Annotated in this window: 18 protein-coding genes; 8 read left to right on the top strand and 10 right to left on the bottom strand. The window is 66.8% G+C overall.

Features of this window, described 5'->3' with window-relative positions:
* Positions 1-26 precede the first annotated feature (26 nt).
* Entirely contained in the window at positions 27-779 is a 753-nt protein-coding gene (locus tag ISP25_RS14095) for an SDR family NAD(P)-dependent oxidoreductase (protein WP_404614741.1), read from the top strand.
* A 124-nt stretch (positions 780-903) separates the two neighbouring features.
* Here the strand turns inward: ISP25_RS14095 and ISP25_RS14090 are convergent, their stop codons facing one another.
* Positions 904-1,269: a winged helix-turn-helix transcriptional regulator gene (locus tag ISP25_RS14090; protein WP_192160354.1), complete on the bottom strand. Its 366-nt coding sequence runs from the start codon at positions 1,267-1,269 to the stop codon at positions 904-906.
* A 109-nt stretch (positions 1,270-1,378) separates the two neighbouring features.
* Here ISP25_RS14090 and ISP25_RS14085 point away from each other — a divergent pair, with 109 nt between their 5' ends.
* Together ISP25_RS14085 and ISP25_RS14080 are read left to right on the top strand one after the other, a co-directional pair.
* Positions 1,379-1,690 carry an antibiotic biosynthesis monooxygenase family protein gene (locus ISP25_RS14085; protein ID WP_404614739.1) on the top strand — a complete coding sequence of 104 codons (312 nt, stop codon included), beginning with the start codon at positions 1,379-1,381 and terminating at the stop codon, positions 1,688-1,690.
* The gene (locus ISP25_RS14080; RefSeq protein WP_404614737.1) at positions 1,687-2,157 is read left to right on the top strand and encodes a group II truncated hemoglobin; all 471 of its coding nucleotides are present in this window, start codon (positions 1,687-1,689) and stop codon (positions 2,155-2,157) included. The genes ISP25_RS14085 and ISP25_RS14080 overlap by 4 nt, the downstream gene beginning before the upstream one ends.
* A gap of 24 nt (positions 2,158-2,181) precedes the next feature.
* On the opposite strand, the gene ISP25_RS14075 is transcribed toward ISP25_RS14080, so the two are convergent.
* From ISP25_RS14075 to ISP25_RS14040, 8 genes are all read right to left on the bottom strand, one after another.
* Positions 2,182-3,351, bottom strand: coding sequence for a DUF3734 domain-containing protein (locus ISP25_RS14075; protein WP_404614735.1), 1,170 nt, complete (start codon positions 3,349-3,351; stop codon positions 2,182-2,184).
* Complete coding sequence (locus ISP25_RS14070) at positions 3,348-4,133, bottom strand: 3-hydroxybutyrate dehydrogenase (protein WP_404614733.1); 786 nt, start codon at positions 4,131-4,133, stop codon at positions 3,348-3,350. Before ISP25_RS14070 ends, ISP25_RS14075 begins: the two co-directional genes overlap by 4 nt.
* A gap of 108 nt (positions 4,134-4,241) precedes the next feature.
* The gene (locus tag ISP25_RS14065; protein ID WP_192160345.1) at positions 4,242-5,480 is read right to left on the bottom strand and encodes a sterol desaturase family protein; all 1,239 of its coding nucleotides are present in this window, start codon (positions 5,478-5,480) and stop codon (positions 4,242-4,244) included.
* Positions 5,477-6,172: a lysoplasmalogenase gene (locus ISP25_RS14060; RefSeq protein ID WP_404614731.1), complete on the bottom strand. Its 696-nt coding sequence runs from the start codon at positions 6,170-6,172 to the stop codon at positions 5,477-5,479. Before ISP25_RS14060 ends, ISP25_RS14065 begins: the two co-directional genes overlap by 4 nt.
* Positions 6,165-7,898 carry a sulfatase-like hydrolase/transferase gene (locus tag ISP25_RS14055; RefSeq protein WP_404614729.1) on the bottom strand — a complete coding sequence of 578 codons (1,734 nt, stop codon included), beginning with the start codon at positions 7,896-7,898 and terminating at the stop codon, positions 6,165-6,167. Before ISP25_RS14055 ends, ISP25_RS14060 begins: the two co-directional genes overlap by 8 nt.
* Positions 7,899-8,280: 382 nt before the next feature.
* A complete protein-coding gene (locus ISP25_RS14050) occupies positions 8,281-11,412 on the bottom strand; it encodes an efflux RND transporter permease subunit (protein ID WP_404614727.1) in 3,132 nt (1,043 codons plus the stop codon).
* A 218-nt stretch (positions 11,413-11,630) separates the two neighbouring features.
* The gene (locus tag ISP25_RS14045) at positions 11,631-14,870 is read right to left on the bottom strand and encodes an efflux RND transporter permease subunit (protein ID WP_192160336.1); all 3,240 of its coding nucleotides are present in this window, start codon (positions 14,868-14,870) and stop codon (positions 11,631-11,633) included.
* 105 nt (positions 14,871-14,975) lie between these two features.
* A complete protein-coding gene (locus tag ISP25_RS14040) occupies positions 14,976-16,187 on the bottom strand; it encodes an efflux RND transporter periplasmic adaptor subunit (RefSeq protein WP_192160334.1) in 1,212 nt (403 codons plus the stop codon).
* Between the two features lie 391 nt (positions 16,188-16,578).
* Here ISP25_RS14040 and ISP25_RS14035 point away from each other — a divergent pair, with 391 nt between their 5' ends.
* Positions 16,579-17,100 (top strand): c-type cytochrome, encoded by a 522-nt coding sequence (locus ISP25_RS14035; RefSeq protein WP_192160332.1) that lies wholly within the window; start codon positions 16,579-16,581, stop codon positions 17,098-17,100.
* A 159-nt stretch (positions 17,101-17,259) separates the two neighbouring features.
* Here the strand turns inward: ISP25_RS14035 and ISP25_RS14030 are convergent, their stop codons facing one another.
* Positions 17,260-17,853: an acyl carrier protein phosphodiesterase gene (locus ISP25_RS14030; protein ID WP_192160330.1), complete on the bottom strand. Its 594-nt coding sequence runs from the start codon at positions 17,851-17,853 to the stop codon at positions 17,260-17,262.
* A 60-nt stretch (positions 17,854-17,913) separates the two neighbouring features.
* Between ISP25_RS14030 and ISP25_RS14025 the strand changes: the two genes are divergently transcribed.
* The 4 genes from ISP25_RS14025 to ISP25_RS14010 all read left to right on the top strand — a co-directional run bounded on the left by ISP25_RS14025 (position 17,914) and on the right by ISP25_RS14010 (position 21,953).
* The gene (locus ISP25_RS14025) at positions 17,914-18,597 is read left to right on the top strand and encodes an alpha/beta hydrolase (RefSeq protein ID WP_404614724.1); all 684 of its coding nucleotides are present in this window, start codon (positions 17,914-17,916) and stop codon (positions 18,595-18,597) included.
* A 53-nt stretch (positions 18,598-18,650) separates the two neighbouring features.
* Positions 18,651-18,920 carry a DUF2845 domain-containing protein gene (locus ISP25_RS14020; RefSeq protein ID WP_192160326.1) on the top strand — a complete coding sequence of 90 codons (270 nt, stop codon included), beginning with the start codon at positions 18,651-18,653 and terminating at the stop codon, positions 18,918-18,920.
* Between the two features lie 43 nt (positions 18,921-18,963).
* Positions 18,964-20,082, top strand: a complete 1,119-nt coding sequence (zapE, locus tag ISP25_RS14015; protein WP_404614722.1) for a cell division protein ZapE — start codon at positions 18,964-18,966, stop codon at positions 20,080-20,082.
* 74 nt (positions 20,083-20,156) lie between these two features.
* Positions 20,157-21,953: a putative bifunctional diguanylate cyclase/phosphodiesterase gene (locus ISP25_RS14010; protein WP_404614720.1), complete on the top strand. Its 1,797-nt coding sequence runs from the start codon at positions 20,157-20,159 to the stop codon at positions 21,951-21,953.
* The last annotated feature ends 8 nt before the right edge of the window (positions 21,954-21,961 follow it).

Here is a 21,961-nt window from a genome sequence, read left to right as displayed (position 1 = left end):
ACCCCTATTCGCCGAGGCATGCCCGCATGAGCACCAAGACCGCCTGGATCACCGGCGCCACCGCCGGCTTCGGCGCCGCCACAGTGGAACGTTTCGTGGCCGGTGGCTGGCACGTGGTTGCCAGCGGCCGCCGCGCCGACCGCCTGCAAAAGCTGGTGGACGCACACGGCGCCGACAAGGTGCATGCCGTCGCCTTCGACATCCGCGACGAGGCCGCGCTGCGCGCTGCCATCGCCGGCCTGCCGGCAGCGTTCGCCGACATCGACCTGCTGGTGAACAACGCAGGCCTCGCGCTGGGCACGGCAACGGCGCAACAGGCCGATCTCGCGCAGTGGAAGCAGATGATCGACACCAACGTCACCGCACTGGCGACGATGACGCACCTGCTGCTGCCCCGACTGATCGAGCGCCGCGGCGCCATCGTCAACATCAGCTCCATCGCAGGCAGCTACCCGTATCGCGGCGGCAACGTGTACGGCGGCACCAAGGCCTTTGTCAGCCAGTTCTCGCAGAACCTGCGGGTGGATCTGCACGGCACCGGCGTGCGCGTCACCTCGATCGAACCGGGCATGGCCGAAACCGAGTTCACCCTGGTGCGCACCGGTGGAGACCAATCCGCCTCGGACACGCTCTACGCCGGCGCCCATCCCATTGTCGCCGGCGACATCGCCGATACGATCTGGTGGATCGCCAATTTGCCTGCGCACCTCAACATCAACCGTATCGAAGTGATGCCAGTGAACCAGTCGGCGGCAGGCCTGCAGGTGCATCGCGACTGAAGCAAGCCTGATCCGCAAGCGGGTGCACCGGTGGTCCTGGCTACAGGACCCGGCGCCCAAGGTTTCGCTCAGGCACGGGAGGCCGATGCTTCCCCGAAGGTGCAGCTTGTGCGCGCGACCGCGATCAGCCAACCTCGCTCACCGGAGCCCCGTACTCTGCGCCCAGCGCGTGATGATGATCCTTGCCCCAGGCCGCCAACGCGTTCAGCGCCGGCCGCAGACTGCGGCCGAATCCGGTCAACTGGTAAGCCATGTGTTGCCTGCCCGTGTCGCGCGCTGCGCGGCATATCAATCCGTCCGCCTCCAGTTGCCGCAATTGCTGGCTGAGCACCTTGTGTGCCACCTGCGGCATCGCCGCCTGAAAATCGCTGAAACGGTGCTGCCGCGCCGACAGCAGCCACAGGATCATCGGCTTCCACTTGCCGTGGATCAGGCTCAGCGTCACGTCGACGGGACAGGCAAAGGTTTTTTTTTGGCGTGCAGCAGCCATGCGACAGCCTCGTGGCGGCGGTTAGGTAACTTTTCGGTGCGTATCTTTCCGTATGCAGACGGCCGGAGAATGCAAGGCGGCTCCCACGACTCATCCGCGAGGACAAAGCATGATCGTCGAGTACATCCGCTACAAGATTCCTCCATCGGACGCTCCGCGGTTCGAACAGGACTATGCGGAAGCAGGGCGCAGCCTGGATGCTTCCGCGCATTGCCGGGGCTACGAGCTGGCCCGATGCCTGGACGAACCGGGCAGCTACATCCTGCGCATCCAGTGGGATTCGGTGGAGGGCCACATGCAAGGCTTCCGCGGCAGCGTCGAATTTCGCGCATTCTTCGCGTCGATCAAACCCTACGTCGGCATGATCGAGGAGATGCGCCACTACGGTGTGACGGCGGTGCAGCGGACAGAAGCGCCATGAGCGACGGCAAGGTTCCCACCCTTTGCGATTGGGCCGGCGGCCTGCCCGCGTTGGAGCATCTCACTGACATCTTCTACCAGCGGGTGCCGGACGATCCGCTGCTTGCCCCCTTGTTCGCCCGCATGGACGCGCACCATCCACGGTTTGTGGCGCTGTTCCTGGCCGAAGTCTTAGGTGGCGCGCCGCTCTACAGCCAGGAGCGCGGCGGCCACCGCGCCATGCTGATGAAGCATGTGGGGCGGCACCTGGACGAAGCGCAGCGTGCGCGCTGGATGGCGCTGCTGCTGGAATGCGCCGATGCCGCCGGCCTGCCGGACGATCCGGAATTCCGTTCCGCCTTCGTCGGCTATGTGGAATGGGGTACGCGGCTGGCCGTGCTCAACTCTCGTCTCGACCAGGCACCCACCGATCAGGCACCCATGCCCCACTGGGGCTGGGGCGAGACCGGCGGCCCCTACCTCGGCTGATGCACTCATCGGAGAGAGTGCATCTCATGCCTGATGCACGTCGTGCGTCACGAACGGTTGCTCAGGCGACGGCAGGTCCAACCATCCCGGCTGCATCAGGCTGCGGCGCATGTCGTCGATGCCGCCCTGCCAGTGGCTGCGCATGCTGGCGGCGCTGAACTCGTAATCCCGGTAGTGCCCTTCGCAGGGCCTGTCGCTGTAGATCAGGTGGATCAGGTTCACCAGCGCGCCGCGCGCCTCGCGTTCGGCGCGACGATAAGCAGGATCATCACGGCGCTCGGGCGGCACGATCGCCATCAATTCCTTCAACAGGCGCTGGCGGCGGCGGTTCTCGCGCATGTATTCCGTCGTCAGCCGGGTGCGGCTGGAATACTGGATCTCCTTGCTGCGTTCGGCCACGCCGGCGAGGTCCCGCGGCAGTTCGCCCTGCGCGCTCCACAGATCGACCTGGAACACCAGCATGTCGCGCTGCGGCCGCTCGGTCAGCACTGCGTACAGCGGCGTGTTGGAGACCACGCCGCCGTCCCACCAGAATTCGCCGTCGATCTCTACCGCGGGAAAGCCCGGCGGCAGCGCGCCGGAGGCCATGAAATGCTCGGGCCGCAGGCGTTCCTTCGTGTTGTCGAAGTAGGCGAAGTTGCCGCTGTGCACGTTCACCGCGCCTACCGACACGCGCATCTCGCGCGCATCGTTGATGCGGTCGAAATCGGCCAGCCGCTCCAGCGTGGCGCGCAGCGGTGCGGTGTCATACCAGCTCGCGGTAGCGGGCGTGGCGTGCGCCTGCAGGAACGGCGGCGGCACGCGCGGACGGAAAAAGCCGGGCTGGCCTTCGACCAATGCACGCCACGCGGCGAGCCCGCTCAAGCCGCTCTGCAACGGCAGCGGCCAATAGCTGGCATCCAGCCACGACGATGCAGGCCATGTCGCCGGTTGGCAGATCGCATCCCAGAACGCATGCAGACGCTCGACGCGGCGATCCGGCGGGTTGCCCGCGATGATCGCCGCGTTCAGTGCACCAATGGAGATGCCGGCAATCCAGTCCGGGCGCAGCTGCGCTTCCTCCAGCGCCTCGACCACGCCAGCCTGGTAGGCACCCAGCGCACCACCGCCCTGCAGCACCAGGGCTACACAGCGATAGTCGCGCGCCACTTGCGCGGCAAGCGACTTCGGCGCCACACCCGCAGCGCTGCTCACTGCATGTACCAGCCGTGGCTCACCACGATGCTCTGCCCGGTCAATGCCGCACTCGGGAAGGTAGCGAGGTAGAGCGCCGTGTGCGCGATGTCCTCGACCGTGGTGAACACGCCGTCCACGGTGTCCTTCAGCATCACGTTCCTGATCACATCGGCTTCGCTGATGCCCAGCTCCTTCGCCTGTTCGGGTATCTGCTTCTCCACCAGCGGCGTGCGCACGAAGCCGGGGCAGATCACGTGCGAGCGCACGTTGTGCGCCGCGCCTTCCTTCGCAAGCGTGCGCGCAAGGCCAAGCAGGCCGTGCTTGGCGGCAACATAGGGTGCCTTGAGCTTCGACGCTTCGTGCGAATGCACCGAACCCATGTAGATCACGATGCCGCCACGATCGCCCTTGTACATGTGGCGCAGCGCGGCACGCGTGGTGAGGAAACCGCCGTCGAGGTGGATCGCCAGCATCTTCTTCCAGTCCGCGTAGCTGAACTGGTCGATGGAATTGATGATCTGCACACCGGCGTTGGAAATCAGGATGTCCAGATGGCCAAACGCCGCCACCACCTTGTCGGTGACCGTGTCCACCGCGGTTTCGTCGGTGACGTCCATCGCGACGCCGATGGCCTTGCCTCCCGAGGCGTTGATTTCCGCGGCGACGGCATCCGCCGCCTGCTGATTGATATCGCAGATCGCCACCGCGGCGCCGTTCTTCGCATACAGCTCGGCAATCGCCTTGCCGAGGCCGCTGGCCGCGCCGGTGATGAGGGCGACTTTGCCGTCGAGACTGCTCATTCGGGGACTCCGTGGTGGGGACCCCCGCATTGTAGGCGCAGCGCGCCATGCTGCCATTGGGCCTTGGTATTGCGGCGAGCCGGAGGACATGATCCGGCGAATGGACGCTCACTCGGTAGCTGCGACGCGCAACCATGGCAAGGCCAGCGCGCTAGCGCCGAACACCAGCGCAAAGGCCAGCGCAATCCGGATGTCCAGGTGCGCCACACCGAACCAGCGTCCGCTGGCCAACGGCAACGCGGCGCCGGCCAGCATGCGCAGGCCTTCCATCCACCATGCCCAGCGCCGGCCTTCCATCAGCGCGCCGAGCACGCACAGCCCGGCCACCAGCCACGCCGCGTAGAGCAGCAGCGTGGCCAGATCCGCGTGCTCCGTGATGCCCAGGAACTGAGTGACCATCCCTAGCAGCAAGGCGAACTGCAGCAGCACGTAGGATTTCAGCGCCACGCCCATCGGCGGGTCGTAGCGCTCGACGGGCATCGCGAAATCCGGCTTGGGGAAGCGCATCGCCACGTCGTTCGGGCGCCAGCCCGGCGGCTTGATCCATACCAGGAGCTTGTCGCGCCAGCGACGTGCGTGCCATGCATCCTGCATGCTGCGCCAGTACACCTCCGCATTCGCCCACAGCGGATTCCAGCTGCGCAGCGGCGAGCGCGTGCCATATGCCGGCGGATCGGCGGCATCTTCTTCCACGAAGGTGCCGAACAAGCGATCCCACAGGATCAGGATGCCACCGTAGTTCTTGTCGAGGTAGCGGTCGTTCACCGCATGGTGCGCGCGGTGATTGGACGGCGAACAGAACACGCGGTCGAACCAGCCCAGCTGACCGATCTGTTCGGTGTGCACCCAGAATTGGTACAGCAGGTCGATCAGTGCCACCACCACGAACACCTGCACCGGCACACCGAGGATCGCCAGCGGCAGGTAGAAGATCCAGCCCAGCAACGGCCCGCTGCCGGTCTGGCGCAACGCGGTGGAAAGGTTGTAGCGCTCGCTCTGGTGGTGCACCACGTGGGCGGCCCACAGGATGTTCACTTCGTGGCCCAGGCGGTGCAGCCAGTAGTAGCAGAAGTCGTAGGCGAGCAAGGCGCCAACCCAGACCAGCACGCTGTCCGCGGGAAGATGGAACAATGCGAAGCGATTCGCGAACCACGCATAGATGCCGATGGTCAACAGCTTGGTGAACACCGCCACCAGTTGCGAGATCGCGCCGAGGCCGATGCTGTTGATCGCGTCGTTGCTGGCATACGCATCGCGCCCGCGCAGCCTGGCAACTGCCAGTTCGATCCCGATCAGCAGGAAGAACACCGGCGTCGCCCAGGTGATGATGAGTTCCTGCGTGTTCATGCCCTGCCCTCGCGCTCCACGCCCTGCACTGAACGGGCGATCCACCACAGCGCCAGATAGTACGTCGCCAGCACCCACAGGCTGGCCAGCGGCAGCGGGCCACGGAAGCGATCCCAGGCCAGCACGCTGTCGCTCAGCATGAACACCAGTGCGCCACGCGCCGCCAGCCGCGCCGAGGCATCGCCACGCAAAGCACGCGCCCCTGCCTGACCGACCATGCCACACAACACCGCCACGTAGACGATCACCGGCACACGCAGCGGCGCGGCAATCGCACTCCACAACAGGACCAGATTCGCCGTGCCATACGCAAGGCAGGCAAGCAGCGGCCACGCCGGCGTGGCGAAGCGGCTGTCGCCAAGCAAGGCCGTCGTGAAACAGACATGCCCGGCGAGGAACGCCAGCAGCCCCGGCACGAACAAGTCGCCCGGCAGCATCAGGAACACGTCGCCCGCCAAGGAACAGGCGATGCCGACCAGTACGAAGCGCCGGTAACTCACCGACACCATCGGCCGCGCCTGCCACGCCAGCGCGAAGATCAAGGCAGTGGCCGATGGCTTGGCAAACCAGTGCAGCCACATCCAGTCAGGAGAATGCGGGGCCAACAACGCGCCAGCGATCGCGGCGCATGCGGCAAGCAGCGTGGCAGCGGCAAGCCAATGCAAGGCCGACGCGCCACGCGGCTCACTCATACACGTGCAATTGCCGGAAGATCCAGGCGTAGTAGGAAGCCAGCAGCGCCTTGTCCGGACAGTCGTCGAAACGACCCTGGCAGCGCTCCCGCAACGCAGTAGCGGCGGAGAAATAGGGATCGGCCGGCAGACCCGCAGCCTCGAGCACCATGGTCGGCAGGAAGGCGATATCGAGCGCGGGATAGCTCGGCAGTGGCGGCCCGGAAAAATTGCTCTTGACCATGTAATAGGTGAAGAAGTCGCGCTGCGGCACCAGCGCGGGCGGCAACGTGCGCGCGAGCGGGCGAATCAGGCCGTCGAAGGAGGGCTGATGGTCGCCGAAGTGCACCAGCACGGTGGGCTGCTCGCGAGCGAGGAAATCGTGCTCCAGCCCCTGCATCGCCACATCGGAATCGTGCAGGCGCCACAGGTAGGTGTCGAAATCCAGCGCGCTTTCGTCCTTGCTGCCCAGACCCTGCACCATGTTTCGCCAGGGCAGCGGCAGCTTGTTCATCGGGTTGTCGTCGTGCGGGCCGTGCTGGTTGATCGTGAGGATCATCACGAACACCGGCTGCCCCGGCTTCTTCACCTTGTCGTACACGCGCTTGGCCGCGGCAAACATCTGTGCATCGGTCTCGTCCCACTCGTCGAGTCCCAGCTCCTCCGCGCCGTAGAGGTGGTCGAAGCCGTAGGCGCGGTATGCGTCGCGGCCATTGAGGAAATCGCTGTTGGTGGGATAGATCGCGATGGTGAGGTAGCCCAGCCGGCGCAGCAGGTCGGGCAGCGTGTCGTGCACATGCGGCGCCAGCACAAAGGGCGCGTACATGCCGCCGTTGCCGAAGATGTCCTGCGGCAGCCCGGTGTGCACGGCGAACTCGCTGACCCAGGTGCCGCCGCCCCAGGTGTGCGTGCGCAGCAGGCCGGTGCCGCGCGTGCGTGCGTCGGGCTGGAACAGTGCGAACCTGCAGCCCGGCACGGCGCAGGCGGTGTAGATCGAGGGATCGAAGGTGCTTTCCTCCAGCACCTGCACGATATCGGGATACGGCGCCGGCCGCGCACCGGGCTTGGCCTGCTTTTCGACGGCATTCGCGGTGGCAGCCCACTCGCGCTGCGCCGTGGCGTCATCGGACATCACCGGCATCGCCACGCCGCCGTCGTTGATGTTGATGAAGAAGTTGGTGAGCTGGGCGTCGTCGGAAAGCTTGTCCCAGATGTCGCGGTTGTGCAGCCCCGCGAACGGCCCTTCCGGCAGCAAGCACGCGCGGAACGCCACCGCGCACAGCAGCACGCCGCCGATGCGCCAGGCCAGCGTGCCCCAGCCGCGCCGTTGCGTGGACAACGGGCGATCCAGCCGCCACGCCAGCACCAGCAGCAGCGGCACCAGCAGCAGCACCCCCACGCCCAACAGATACAGGTGCGGATAATGACGCAGCGTGGCAATCAGGCTGGAGCGCGCGTAATAGACGAAATCCGCCGGCATCAACGCCGTCTCGAGGTAGTTCTCCTTGAGGCCGGAGATGAAGCGCAGCGCGAAGAACAACCCGCCGCCCAGCAGCAGCGAAAAGGCGAGGCGCAAGGTGGCGCACAACAACGCACCGGTGACGAACAGCATCAACACCAGCACGAACAACTTCTGCAGCGCCTGCGGCTCCGGCCACACCGTCGCCCAGGCGCAACCCACGAAAGCCAGCGCGGCAAACACCCGCACCACGCCATTGCGCGTGAAACGCGACGGAAACCGGATCATGTGGCATGCCCCCTGAAGGCAACCCGGCGGATGCCGGGCCGTCATCTTAAGGGGATGGGGGCGGTTACGCGCGGGGACGGGGAACAAGCGTTCAGCCGGACGCTCGCGAACACCATTCGTTTCCGCACCCTGGCTCGCCTGCAGCGGGCTTTCGATCGCCTACCGGCGCTCAAGTCACTTCTCTTTGCTGGCCTGCAAGAGAAAAGTGACTCGGGCCGCGGCAGCGGCTCGAAACCGCCCTGAATCTTGCGGTAGCACGCAAAGAGCAGAAGCCCCCTTACCCCAACCTATCTCCCGCAAGCGGGCGAGAGGAATGAAAGGTTGTCGCGAGCACCCGCCCTCACCCCAACCCTCTCCCCCGATGGAGAGAGGGGCGAGCGCGTCAACCTGACACGCGTGCCGGCAACGCACGCCTCATGCGACGCCTTTCGGCGCGCCGCACGCGCCAAGCCTTGAAGCGCGCCCCAAGGCAGGAGAACACCACGTACAACGCCGGCGTGCTGAGCAGGGTCAAGCTCTGCGAAATCAGCAGGCCGCCGATCAGCGCGATGCCCAGCGGACGACGCAGCTCGCTGCCTTCGCCCAAGCCGACCGCGATGGGCACCGCGGCGAGGATGGCCACCATCGTGGTCATCATGATCGGACGGAAGCGCACCAGGCAGGCTTCATGCGCGGCTTCCAGCGGTGTCTTGCCGTGTTCGCGTTCGGCGACGAGGGCGAAGTCGATCATCATGATCGCGTTCTTCTTCACGATGCCGATCAGCAGCACCAGCGCGATCTGCGCCACTACCGACAGCTCGGTGTCGGTGATCCACAGCGCCATCAGCGCACCCACGCCCGCCGCCGGCAGGGTGGACAGGATGGTCACCGGGTGGATCAGGTTTTCGTACAGCATGCCCAGCACGATGTAGACGGTGAGGATGGCCGCCAGCACCAGCAGGGACATGCCGTTCTGCACCTCGTCGAAACGCCGGAAGTCGCCGCCGAGATTGAGCTTGATGTCACCCGGCATGCGCATGTTCGTCACCGTGGCCTGCACGATGGCCATCGCCTCGCCCATGCTCGCGCCAGGGGCCAGGTTGAAGCTCAGATCCATCGTGGTCTGCTGGTTCTCGTGCGAGATCGACGAGGGCGCCAGCCCCGGCACCTGCTTGGCCACTGCGGTGATCGGGATCATGGTGCCGGAGCTGGATTTCACGTAGATCTTGTCGAGCGCTTCCGGCGTGGCAGTCTGGTTGGGCAACGCGTTCACCACCACCGAATACTGGTTGATGTCGGAGTAGATGGTGGACACCTGGCGCTGGCCGAAGGCGTCGTACAGCGCGCCGTCGATGGTGCCTAGCGACACGCCCAGCCGCGCCGCAGTGGCGCGGTCGACCACGATGTTCTGGCGCAGGCCCTGCTCGTCCACGTCGCTGCCCACGTCCTGCAGTTTGGGGTTCTTCTTCAGCTCGTTGACCAGCTTGGGCAGCCATGTCTGGAGCTCATCCAGGCTGTCGCTCTGCAGGCCTATCTGGTACTGCGCCCCCTGGCTGGTGCCGCCGCCGCCGGCGCTGGGCAGGTCCTGCAGCGGGCGCAGGCGCAGGTTGAGGTCGGGGTATTTCGTGGCCTTGGCGGTGAGCCGCGCCAGCACCGTGAACATGTCGTCCCTGCGGCCCTGCGCACGGGTCTTGAGGTCGATGTTGAACGAACCGCTGGTGCCTTGGCGACTGCTGCCCAGGCGTGTGCCTACGCTGGCCACGTCGGGGTCGGCCAGGATCATGTCGGTGAAGCGCTGCATGCGATTCACGCTCTGCCCGAAGGACACCGTGGCGCTGGACGTGGCGCGGCCCCAGATCAGGCCGGTGTCTTGCTGCGGGAACAGGCCGGTCTTGACCACGCCGAACAGCAAGAAAGTGAGCCCGATCAGCGCCAGCGGCATCAGCGCGAACGCCAGCGCGTGGCGCAGCGAGATGTCCAGCGCACGGCTGTAGATGCGCTGCATGCCGGCGTGGAAGCGATCCAGTGCATGGCCCAGCCGCGATGGCTTCTCCGCCTGGTCGTGCCCGTTGAGGAACAATCCGCACAGCGCCGGCGTGAGCGTGAGCGACACCAGCGCCGACATCACGATGGCCGCCACCAGGGTCACCGCGAAGTCGTGCATGAACATGCCGGTCATGCCGCCGGCGAACAGCAGCGGGATGAACACCGCGATCAGCGAGGCGGTGATCGAGACGATGGTGAAGCCGATCTCCTTCGCGCCCGCCAGCGTGGCCTCCATGCGCGTCATGCCGGCGTCGATGTGGCGGATGATGTTCTCGATCACCACGATGGCATCGTCCACCACGAAGCCGATCGCGATCACCAGCGCGAGCAGGGTGAGGTTGTTGAGCGTGAAGCCGAGGATGTACATCACCACGAAGCCGCCGGCCAGCGACAGCGGCACGGTGAGTGCGGCGATCAGGGTGGGCGCCAGCCGGCGCAGGAACAGCGCCATGGTCAGCACCACCATCGCCAGCGAGATCAGCAGCGTGGCCTGCACTTCGTGCAGCGAGGCGCGGATGGTGGCAGTGTCGTCGAAGAATGGCGTCAACTTCGTGCCCGGCTGCAGGTAGTTGCGCAGCAACGGCAGCTGGTCGCGCACCTCGTCCACCGTGGAGATCACGTTGGCGTCGGATTTCTTGAACACGTAGATCAGCAGCGCCGGCTTGCCCTGGAACGAGGCGGACTGGTAGGCGTCCTGCGTGCCCTGGTAGACGTGCGCCACGTCGGACAGACGCACCGGCGTGGAATTCTTCATCGCGATCACCAGGTTCGCGAAGTCGTCCGCGGTGTGCAGCTGGGCGGTGGAGCTGATCGCCATGGTGGTCTTGCCGTTGGACAGGAAGCCCTCCGGCGAGGTGACGTTGGCGGCGGTAAGCGCGTTGCGCAGGTCGTCCGGGGACAGCGCCATCGCGTTCAGCGCACGCAGGTTCACGTCCACGCGGATCGCCGGCGTGGCGGCGCCGGCGATGTCCACCTCGCTGACACCCTTCAACTGGCGCAGTCGCTGCGCGAGCAGGGTATCGGCGAGGTTGTACAGATCGCCGGCAGATTGCGTCTGCGAAGTCAGCGCGATGGCGATGATGGGGTCGTCGTTCGGGTTGGCCTTCTCGTAGCTGGGCGTCACCCCGGCGGGCAAATCGGGGGTCGCGGCATTGATCGCGGCCTGTACGTCGCGCGCGACGGAATCCAGGTTCACGCCGCCGTCGAACATCATGAAGACGAAGGTACTGCCTTCGGAACTGTGCGAGTTCATCATCTCGATGCCCGGCACCTGGCCGAGGTGCCGCTCCAGCGGCGCAGCCACCGTGGAGGCCATCGTCGTGGCATCCGCACCGGCCTCGCTGGCCTGCACGAAGATCGCGGGAAACTGCATGTCCGGCAGCGCCGACACGCCCAGCAGCATGTAGCAGATCAGGCCGGCGACGAAAACGCCCGCCGCCAACAGCGAGGTGCCGATGGGACGGTGGATGAAGATGCCGGAAATGTTCATGCCCGGCACCGTGTTGGGAAACTTTGGTTCATCGTGTTGCTCAACGTGCGTTCTCTTTGCCCGTCACTCCGGCGAAGACCGGAGTCCAGTGACGATACGGTCCGGACAGGCGATGCAGCCACTGGATGACTCGCTACGCTCGCCCCTTCGAGGCCGCCCTGCGTACGTTCTGCGCGCTGCGCGCTTGTCCGCGCTTGCGTCGGAATAAGCGGAAGAACTCACCGCGCACTACCGGCCTGCGCATGCGCCAGCGCACGCCGCTCGCGGCGTGCGCGCAGCCAGTCCTGGAAACGCTCCATGTACAGATAGATCACCGGCGTGGTGTACAGCGTCACCAGCTGCGACAGCAGCAGGCCACCCACGATAGAGACGCCCAGCGGCCGGCGCAGTTCCGCGCCGATGCCATTACCCAGCGCCAGCGGCAGCGCACCCAGCATGGCCGCGGCGGTGGTCATCATGATCGGACGGAAGCGCAACAGGCAGGCGCGGTGGATCGCGGCGCGCGCGTTCATGCCGTTGCGCTGCGCCTCGATCGCGAAGTCGATCATCATGATCGCGTTCTTCTTCACGATGCCGATCAGCAGCACGATGCCGACGATGCCGTCCACGGACAGGTCCATGCCGAACAGGATCAGCGCCAACAACGCGCCGACGCCGGCCGGCGGCAGGGTGGAGATGATCGTCAGCGGGTGGATGTAGCTCTCGTACAGCACGCCCAGCACGATGTAGATCACCACGATGGCGGCGAGCAGCAGCAGCACTTCGTCGCCCAGGCTGTTGGAGAACTCCGCCGCCTTGCCGATGAACTCGCCGCGGAGCGTGGGCGGGAAGTTCAGCTGCGCCTCGACCGCGTGGATCGCGGTCACTGCGTCGGACAGCGAGTAGCCCGGCGCCACGTTGAACGACAGCGTCACCGCCGGCAGCTGCTGCTGGTGGCTGATCACCAGCGGCGCGCTGGTGGCCTGCGCGCTCGCCAGCGCGGACAGCGGGATGGTGCCGCCCGCGCCCACGCTGAAGCCAACGTTGCCCGTGTTGCCGATGCCGGAAGGCGTGGCCGAGTTGCTGGAGGTGAGCTGGCCGAAGCTGGTGGCATTGCTGCCGGTAAGCGCACCGTTGCCGTTGCCACGGACTGTCAACTGATCAAGCAAACCGGTGGTGGAGCGGAACTGCGGCGCCACCTCCAGCACCACGCGGTACTGGTTGAGCTGGGTGAAGATGGTGGAGATCTGGCGCTGGCCGAATGCGTCGTACAGCGTGTCGTCGATGGTCTGCACCGGCACGCCGAGGCGGCTCGCCTTGTCGCGGTCGATGGTGAGCTTGAGCGAGTTGCCCTGGTCGGCCAGGTTGCTGCCCACCTCGGACAGCTCGGGCCGCTGGCGCAACGCCTGGGTCATCGCCGTGGCGTACTTAGCCAGCTCGGCCGATTCGGTATCCGACAATGCGTACTGGTATTCGGTCGCGGACACCGTGCTGTCCAGCGTCACGTCCTGCACCGGCTTGAGGTACAGCGCCACGCCGGGGATGTTGGCCACTTCGTTCTGCAGACGCGGCAGAACCTTGTCCAGCCCGTCGCGCTGGCCGCGATCCTTCAGCACGATGGAGAGCTGCCCCTGGTTGAGCGTGGGATTGATCGTGCCGGCGCCGATGAAGGCGGCCACGCCGCTCACCGCAGGATCCCTGCGCAACGCCTCGGCCACCGCCTGCGTGCGCTGCTCCATTGCCGGGAACGCCACGTTCTGGTCGGCCTCCACCACGCCGGTGATCATGCCGGTGTCCTGCTCGGGCAGCAGGCCTTTGGGAATGGTGATGTAGAGAAACACGGTGACCGCCACCGTGGCCGCCGCCACCAGGATCATCAGCCTCTGGTGGTCGAGCACCCAATCCAGCGACCGCTCGTACACACCCACGACCCGCGCCCACACGGTGACTTTGCCAGCGGCGAGGTGGCGTTCGTGCGCGTCCTCGCTCTCGGGCAACTGGTCGGGACGCAACAGGTAGGCGCACATCATCGGCGTCAGCGTCAGCGACACCAGCATGGAGATCGCCACCGCGATGGTGAGCACCCAGGCGAACTCGTGGAAAAGGCGGCCGGTGACGCCGGGCATCAGCAGCAACGGGAGGAATACGGCGATCAGCGACACCGTCAGCGACAGCACGGTGAAGCCGATTTCCTTCGCGCCCAGTTCCGCCGCCTCCTGGCCGCCCTTGCCTTGCTCGATGTAGCGGACGATGTTCTCGATCATCACGATCGCGTCGTCCACCACGAAGCCGGTGGCCACGGTGAGCGCCATCAGCGAGAGGTTGTCCAGCGACATGCTGGTGAAACTCATCACACCGAACGTGCCGAGCAGCGACAGCGGCACCGCCACGGACGGGATCAGCGTGGCCCACAGCCGGCGCAGGAACACGAAGATCACCGCGACCACGAGGAAGATGGTCAGCAGCAAGGTGAACTGCACGTCCTCCACCGAGGCGCGGATGGTGACGGTGCGGTCGGCGAACACGTCGAGATGCACGTCGGCAGGCAGCACCGAGCGCAGTTCAGGGAGGATCGCGCGGATCTGCTTGACCGTCTCGACGATGTTGGCGCCGGGTTGGCGGCGGATGTCCAGCAGCACCGCCGGCTTGCCGTTGGCCCACGCGGCGAGCTGGTCGTCCTCCACGCCATCGACCACGCTGGCCACGTCGGACAGCTTCACCGGCGCGTTGTTCTTGTACGCGATGATGGTGCCCTTGTAGTCAGCGGCATCCGCAAGCTGGTCGTTGGTGCCGATCGAGTAACTCTGCGTCTTGCCGTTCAGGGTGCCCTTAGGCGCGTTGACGTTGGCCTGGGTGAGCGCGCTGCGCACGTCCTCCAGCGTGAGTCCGAGGTTGGCGAGCTGCGCCGGGTTCACCTGGATGCGCACCGCGGGGCGCACGTTGCCGGCGATCGACACCAGGCCTACGCCCGGCACCTGCGACAGCTTCTGCGCGAGGATGGAGTCGGCGAAGTCGTTGACATCGCGCAGCGGCCGGCTGTCCGACTGCAACGACAGCGTGAGGATCGGCGCGTCGGCCGGGTTCACCCGGTTGTAGATCGGCGGGTACGGCAGATTGCTGGGCAGCACGCCGCGCGCCTGGTTGATCGCGGACTGCACGTCCTGCGCGGCCACGTCGATGTCGCGGTTCATGGCGAACTGCAGCACGATGGTGGACAGGCCCGCCGACGAGTCCGAACTCATCATTGTGAGGCCGGAGATCTGCCCCAGCTGGCGTTCCAGCGGCGTGGTGACCAGCACCGCCATGGTGCTGGCGCTGGCGCCCGGATATTGCGTGGTCACCACCAGGCTGGGCGCCTCGATCTCGGGCAGCGCCGATACCGGCAGCTGGCGATAGCCAAGGATGCCGAGCAGCAGGATCGCCACCATCAGGAGCGAGGTGGCGATCGGGCGGCGGATGAAGAGCGTCGAGAATCCCATGGGTATCCGTGCTGCTGTCGGGTGGCGTCCTGCTCGCCGGGGCACGCGGCCGCGGGAGGTGGTGCATAGGCCCGCCGCGACGGCGGCGGGCGTCTCAGTCAGTCATCAGCGGCCGCCGTGACGGGCACCCTGCTGCTTGGCCTTCTTGAGATCGGCCTCGGTGGGCGCCGGCGGCACTTCGCCCGGCTTGAGCGGATTGACCTTGCTGCCAGGCTTCAGGCGGAACTGGCCCTCGGTGACCACCTGCTCGCCCTCCTTGAGGCCGCTGCCGATCATCACGTGGCTGTCGCCCACTTCGCCGGCGACGACCACCGGCTGCATCTTGACCGTGTTGTCGCCCTGCACCTGGTAGACGTAGTCGCCGTCCGGGCCGCGCTGCACCGCCTCGGCCGGGATCACCAGCGCGCCGTCATCCACGCGCACCTGCAGGCGCACATTGACGAACTGGCCCGGCCACAGCGCGTTGTTCGCATTCGGGAACTGCGACTTCAGGCGGAAGGTGCCGGTGGTGGAATCGATCTGGTTGTCGATCACCTGCAGCATGCCGTCGCTCGCCACCGGGTGCGCATCCACGCGGTCGAGCGCGGCCACCTGCAGCGGCGCGGCCTGCTGCGCCTTGCGCACCAGGTCGAGGTTCTGCTCCGGCAGGGTGAACATCACGTAGATCGGATGCAGCTGGGTCAGGGTGACGATGGTGCTGGTGGTGGTCACCACGTTGCCCGGGTCCACCGCACGGATGCCGGCCACGCCGTCGATGGGCGAGATGATGCGGGTGTAGTCGAGATTCACCTTGGCGCTTTCGGCGGCGGCGCGGTCCTGCACCACGGCAGCCTGCAGCTGGCTCACGTTGTTGCGGTAGGTGTCCATGTCCAGCGCGGCCACGTAGCCGCTGGCAACCAGCGCCTGGTTGCGCTTCAGCGTGCTCTGCGCGGTGGACAGCGAAGCCTCGTCCTGCTTCTGCTTGGCCAGCGCCTGGTCATAAGAAGCCTGGAAGGTGCGCGGGTCGATCTCGGCGAGCAAGTCGCCCTTCTTCACCTGCTGGCCTTCGGTGAAATCCAGCTTGATCAGCTGGCCGCCCACCTGCGGGTTGACCGAGATGGTGTTGAGCGCCTGCACCGTACCCAGCGCGGTGAGGTAGACCGGCACGTTCTCCTTCGCCACCGGCACCACGGTGACCGGCACCGGCGCATTGTCCTTGTCCCCGCCCATGCCGCCGGGGCCGCCCGCGCCACCCGGCTTGTGCAGCAGACGCACGGCGACGAGGGCCACGACGACCACCGCGACAACGATCAGCGCGATCTTCCAAAAACGCGACATGCAGAAAACTCCCGAGGTGGATGCGGTGTCGACCAACTGTATGCAGGAACCCGTGCCGACGCGGTCCGCGCCCGGCTGATTGTGGTGAAGCATAGGTGCAGCGCAGCGAAACGGAACAATGCCAGTGGTCAGGGGTAGGGCATGACCGATGGCATGTGGAGATGTAAAGGTAAGTAAATGACAGGGGCCACCGCCCCATCCGCGGGGCTTGGACAAACGGCCGCAGCCGCGGTTCCAAACTTGCCGGTGGCTTCGTCTATACTCCGTGAGATGCACTTGCGCGCCGCATTACTGCCGTGCAGGTGCGGGCGCATGGCTGCCTTTGGCATGCCGCGTGTCACAGGGGCCTTCCGCACGATCATCGACTTGGAGTACCTACGTGAGCGGTTCCATGAACGATTCCGACCGTGGTTTCATGCACCAGTTCGCCAAAATGATCAGCGGACTGCTGGCACTGACCGTGGTGCTGATCCTGGTCGCGCTGGCCATCTACGACCACGAACCCAAGGAAACCGACCCGGGCGTGCAGGCGCAGGTCGAAGCGCGCATCGCGCCCGCCGGCGCGGTATACGCCGGCAATACCGGCCGCGCCGCCATGCAGGCCGCGGCCGAAGCCGCAGCCAAGGCTGCCGCCTCGCAGGTCGCCTATGGCGGCACCACCGACGGCAAGACCATCTTCGACAACCTGTGCACCAGCTGCCACACCGCCGGCGTCGCCGGCGCGCCCAAGGTGGGCAACAAGGCGATGTGGGCACCGCGCATCGCCGAGGGCCTGGACACCCTGATCAAGCATGCCACCGAGGGTTACCACGGTCCCGACGGCAACTTCATGCCGGCCAAGGGCGGCAACCCGGCGCTCACCGATGCGCAGGTGAAGGCCGCGGTGACCTGGATCGTCGACCAGGCCAAGTAAGGTCCTGCTCAAATCAGGACAGAGCAAACGCCGCCCCCTGGGCGGCGTTTTCATTTGCCCCTCCCCTCCGGAGAGTGCACGAGGAGCCGCCGTGGAAGGTACCGGCTTTGAGGAGCGCGGAAGGTCGGGATGAGGGGCGAACCCAGCGACACGGCTGCTTCAGTCCCTCGCATTGGCCCCGATCCACGCCTGCGCGAACTCCCGCAACTGCGGAAAGAACGCCTCGAAATGCGCCCGCAGCGGCGCATCCAGCGCCACCAGCAGCGGCAACATGCTGCCCAGTGGGTTGTCCCTCCGCAGCCGCGCGCTGACACCTTCCAGGGTGCGCCCGATCTCCTCGCTCCGTGCATAGGCCGCCGGCAGGTCGTGTGCATCCATGTAGGCGCGGAAACGGCGCAGGGCCGGCGGCAAGTACGCATCGTGGCGCCACAGCAACGCCCGTGCGGTATCCGAGAAGGTCGCCAGCGGCACCGCGCTCCAATGCACGAAGTCGCGCGCCAGGCAGTGGTCGAACCACAGATCCAGCGCGATGCCGGCATAACGGCGGTAAGGCGGCGCGAATCGCGCCCGCGCCGCCGCCACTTCCGGATGGCGATCGGTATGGGTGTCGATGGCTCGGTGCAACCTGATGCCTAGCGCCACGCGCGGCGGCAGCGCCGGATCGGGTGCGCCGTGCACGAAATCACCGAGCAGGCCGCCCAGGCGCAGCGCCTCGTCGTCGCCGGCCAGCAGCAGGTGCGCCAGGTGGTTCATCGGCGCCTGCCCGTGCATCGTCGGGAGCGGTCGACCACGTCGGCGGCTATCATCCTCGGCATGAATCCCAGCGCATTTCCAGACGATCCCGCCAGCTTCCCCGATCAGGCCGCCAGCTTCGCGCTCACCGGGCCGGCCGGCAAGCTCGAGACCCTCACCGACCTGGCCGAACGCCCCGGCGCTCGCGCCGGCACGGTGGTGGTCTGCCACCCCAACCCCGTGCAGGGCGGCACCATGCACAACAAGGTGGTGACGATGGTGGAACGCGCACTGCGCGAGTCGGGACTGGACACCCTGCGCTTCAATTTCCGCGGCACCGGCGCGTCGGCTGGCAGTTATGACGACGGCATCGGCGAGAGCGCGGATCTCGCCGCCGTGGTGGCGTGGCTGCGCCGCGTGCGTCCGGGCGACGCGCTGTGGCTGGCCGGATTCTCCTTCGGCAGTTACGTCACCATCCGCAGCGCGGTTCGGCTGCAGGCCGATGCGCTGGTCAGCATCGCGCCACCCGTGGGTCGCTGGACGATGGGCGATGCATTGCCCGCCTGCCCATGGCTGGTGGTGATGGGCGAAGCCGACGAGGTGGTCGAACCGCAGGCGGTATTCGATTGGATCGCCGCAATGGACAAGCCGCCCGAACTGGTCCGCATGCCCGAGGCCGGCCATTTCTTCCACCGCCGCCTGATGGACCTGCGCGGCGCGGTGAAGCACGCCGTCGCCGACTGGCTGCCGCCCCCGCGCGGATGAGCGTGGCGGCCACGCCCTATAATCCGGCCACTCCCATCCCCGAGGGCAATGTCATGAAACGATGGATCGTATTGGCAGCCGGCTTGTTGCTCAGCCTCCAGGCGCTGGCCGCCGACACCATCCGCTTCGGCTCCAAGGTCATCACGGTCGGGGATTCGGAAGAAAAGGTGACCGCCATCGCGGGCGCCCCCGCCAGCAGAACCGAAGTGCAGAACGTCTACGGCGCCGTGCTCGCCTATCGACTCGACTACGTGCAGGGCGACAAGACCGTGCAGATCTACATCGCCCGCGGCCAGGTGGTCGACATCAAGGAAATTTTCTGAGCGCATCGCGGCGGCACGGGCCGTCGATGCCGGTGACCGTTGCATGAGCGAAACCCTCTCGCCCGCACCCAGCGTGCGCTACCAGGAAGGCGTGGCCGCGCACCGCTGGGAGGCCGACCCCACCCAGCTCGCGGTGCTGCCCGAGTTCGATCGCCTGCATGCCGCGCTGTGCGCCGCCGCGCCACGCGACGCCGGCCTGTTCGGCCGGCTGAAATCGCTGCTCGCCAGCGAACCGGCGCCCGCGCTGCAGGGTTTGTACCTGTGGGGCACGGTGGGCCGCGGCAAGACCTTTCTGATGGATCTGTTCGCCGCCAGCCTGCCGCGCGGCACCGCGCTGCGCCGGCATTTCCACCGCTTCATGCAGGAAGTGCACGAGCGCATGCGCGAGCTGGGCGAACGGCAGGATCCGCTGGCCGAAGTGGCCGCCGGTCTCGCCGCGCGCTGCCGCGTGCTGTGCCTGGACGAATTCCTGGTCAGCGACATCGGAGACGCGATGATCCTCGCGCGTCTGCTGGAATGCCTGTTCGCACGCGGCGTGGCGCTGATCACCACCTCCAACACCGCGCCGGAAAACCTCTACAAGGACGGCCTGCAGCGCGCGCGCTTCCTGCCCGCCATCGCATTGCTGGAGCAGCATTGCCGCGTGGTCGAGATGGCTTCTTCGCGCGACTGGCGCCTGCGCGCGCTGGCGCAGGCCGCGGTGTATTACACGCCGCCCGGCGCGGAGGCGCAGCGCGCGCTGGAGCGCCTCTTCCGCGACCATGCCCAAGGCGAAGCCGTCGAAGGCGGCGTGCTGCCGGTGAACGGCCGCGAGATACCGCTGCGCAAACGCGCCGACAACATCCTGTGGTTCGATTTCGCCGCGCTGTGCGAAGGCCCGCGCGCAGTAGCCGACTACATCGCGCTGGCCAAGGCCGGCCCCGCGGTCATCGTTTCCGACGTGCCGCAATTCAATGTCTACAGCGAGGACGCCGCGAAGCGCTTCGTGCAATTGGTCGACGAGTTCTACGATCGCCACGTGAAGCTGATCCTCTCCGCCGCCGCGCCGATCACCGAGCTGTACGACGGCGAGCGCCACCGCGCCGAATTCGGCCGCACCGAATCGCGCCTGATCGAGATGCAGAGCGAGGCCTACCTCGCATTGCCGCACCGCGTCGATTGAACATTGCCACCCTACCGACGGCGCAGTAGCCTGCGTGGGTGCCCCATGCGGGCGCACATGAGGGGGATGGGACGATGGAAATCTCGCGGGGTTCGCTCCCCGGCGGGCAACCCGACGCCGATCACGCGACGACGGGTTTCGAATCCGAGCATCACGCCCTGCCCGGGTTCGAAGCTGTGGCGCGACTGGCGACCCATGCGTTGGACGTACCCCTGGTAGCACTGCTGCTGGGCGACGGGAGTGCCTTCTGGTACGCCACGCCCGGCCTGCAGGACGCGCTGCCGTTGGACGACGCGCTGTTGGCCGCCTGCCGCGGGATTGCGCGCCACGGCGTCGCCGAAACCGTGTGCGATGCCCGCGAGGACGCCCGCTTCCTTCCGGCCGGCGCCAACCCTGCGCATGCCACGGTCGGCTTCTTCGCCTGCGAACCGGTGTTTGGCCTGGATGGCCAACGCCTGGGCGCGTTGTTCGTGTTCGATCGGCGCCCGCGCCTCGCCTTGGCCAGTGCTGCGCAAGCCGCCCTGCGCGATGCCGCGGCATTGGCCGGCACCGGTGCGGCGCTGCGCAGCTACCTCAGCCGTATCGATCCTTCCACGCGGCTGCCGCATCGCGGTGCGTTCTTTGCCGATCTCGGCGCGCAACTCGCGCACGGCTCCGGTACCGCCTGGCTGGCGACGATCGAAACCGCGCCGGTGGCACGCTTCAACGCCTTCGTACGCGCGATGGGCCATGCCTACGCCGATGCGCTGGTACGCGCGACGGCCGAACGCGTGCAGGCATGGACGACACCGGGCATGCAGCTCTACATGGTGGCACCGACCCGCCTCGCCGTACTGCTGCCGAGCGCCCACGGCGCGCCGGCGCCCGTGCAACTGGACGCACTGGTCGCCGCTCTGCGCGAGCCCGTGGATTGCCTGGGCGTCGCGCTCAGCCTGCAGCCCGGCGTGGGCCTGCTGGAAGTCGAAGCGCACGAGCTGCGCGGCGGCGATCCGTTGCGACGGGCGATGAATGCCTCGTGGATCGCCATGGGCACCCCCAGCGGCTGGGCCGTATACAACCGCAGCGACGACGAGCGCCAACGGCAGGAATTCTTCCTGGTCACCGAATTGGCAGCCGCGCTGTCCGACGGCACCGAACTGGAACTGCACTACCAGCCGCGCGTGGAGCTGGAAAGCAACCGTTGCGTGGCGCTGGAAGCGCTGGCGCGCTGGCGGCATCCCACGCTGGGTCCGGTATCGCCCAGCACCTTCGTGCCGCTGGCCGAGCAGGCCGGCCTGATCCGCACGCTGACCGACTGGGTGTTCGACCACGGCCTGGCGCAACTGGCGGCCTGGCAGCGCGAAGGGATAGATGTGCGGTTGTCGCTCAACGTCTCCAGCATCGATCTCGATTCCGCGCTGGCATCGCGGCTTGCCGCCGCAGCGGTACGCCATGGCGTACCGCTCAACCGGCTGGAACTGGAGTTCACCGAAGGCACCGCGATTTATCACAACGAACTCACCCGCAGCACGCTGGTCGCCCTGCGCGAAGCAGGCGTGGGCATCGCCATCGACGACTTCGGCATCGGCTACAGCAACCTCGACGCACTGCGCCACATGCCCGCCAGCAGCCTGAAGATCGACCAGTCGCTGGTGCGCGGCCTCGGCACGCGCCGGCACGACGCGGCCATCGTGCGTGCGATGGTGGCGCTGGGCCACGAGCTCGGCTTCCGCGTGGTGATGGAGGGCGTGGAAACCGCCGGCGTGCTCGCCGCCGTGCGCGACATGGAATGCGACGAAGTGCAGGGCTACCACATCGCCATGCCGATGCGGGGTGCGGAGATCGCCGACTGGTTGCGCCAGCAGGCCATCCATGACGAGGCAAGCTGCTAAGGTTCCGG

It is taken from the genome of Rhodanobacter hydrolyticus (genome assembly GCF_044904645.1).
This window is presented reverse-complemented; position numbering and strand designations above follow the sequence as displayed.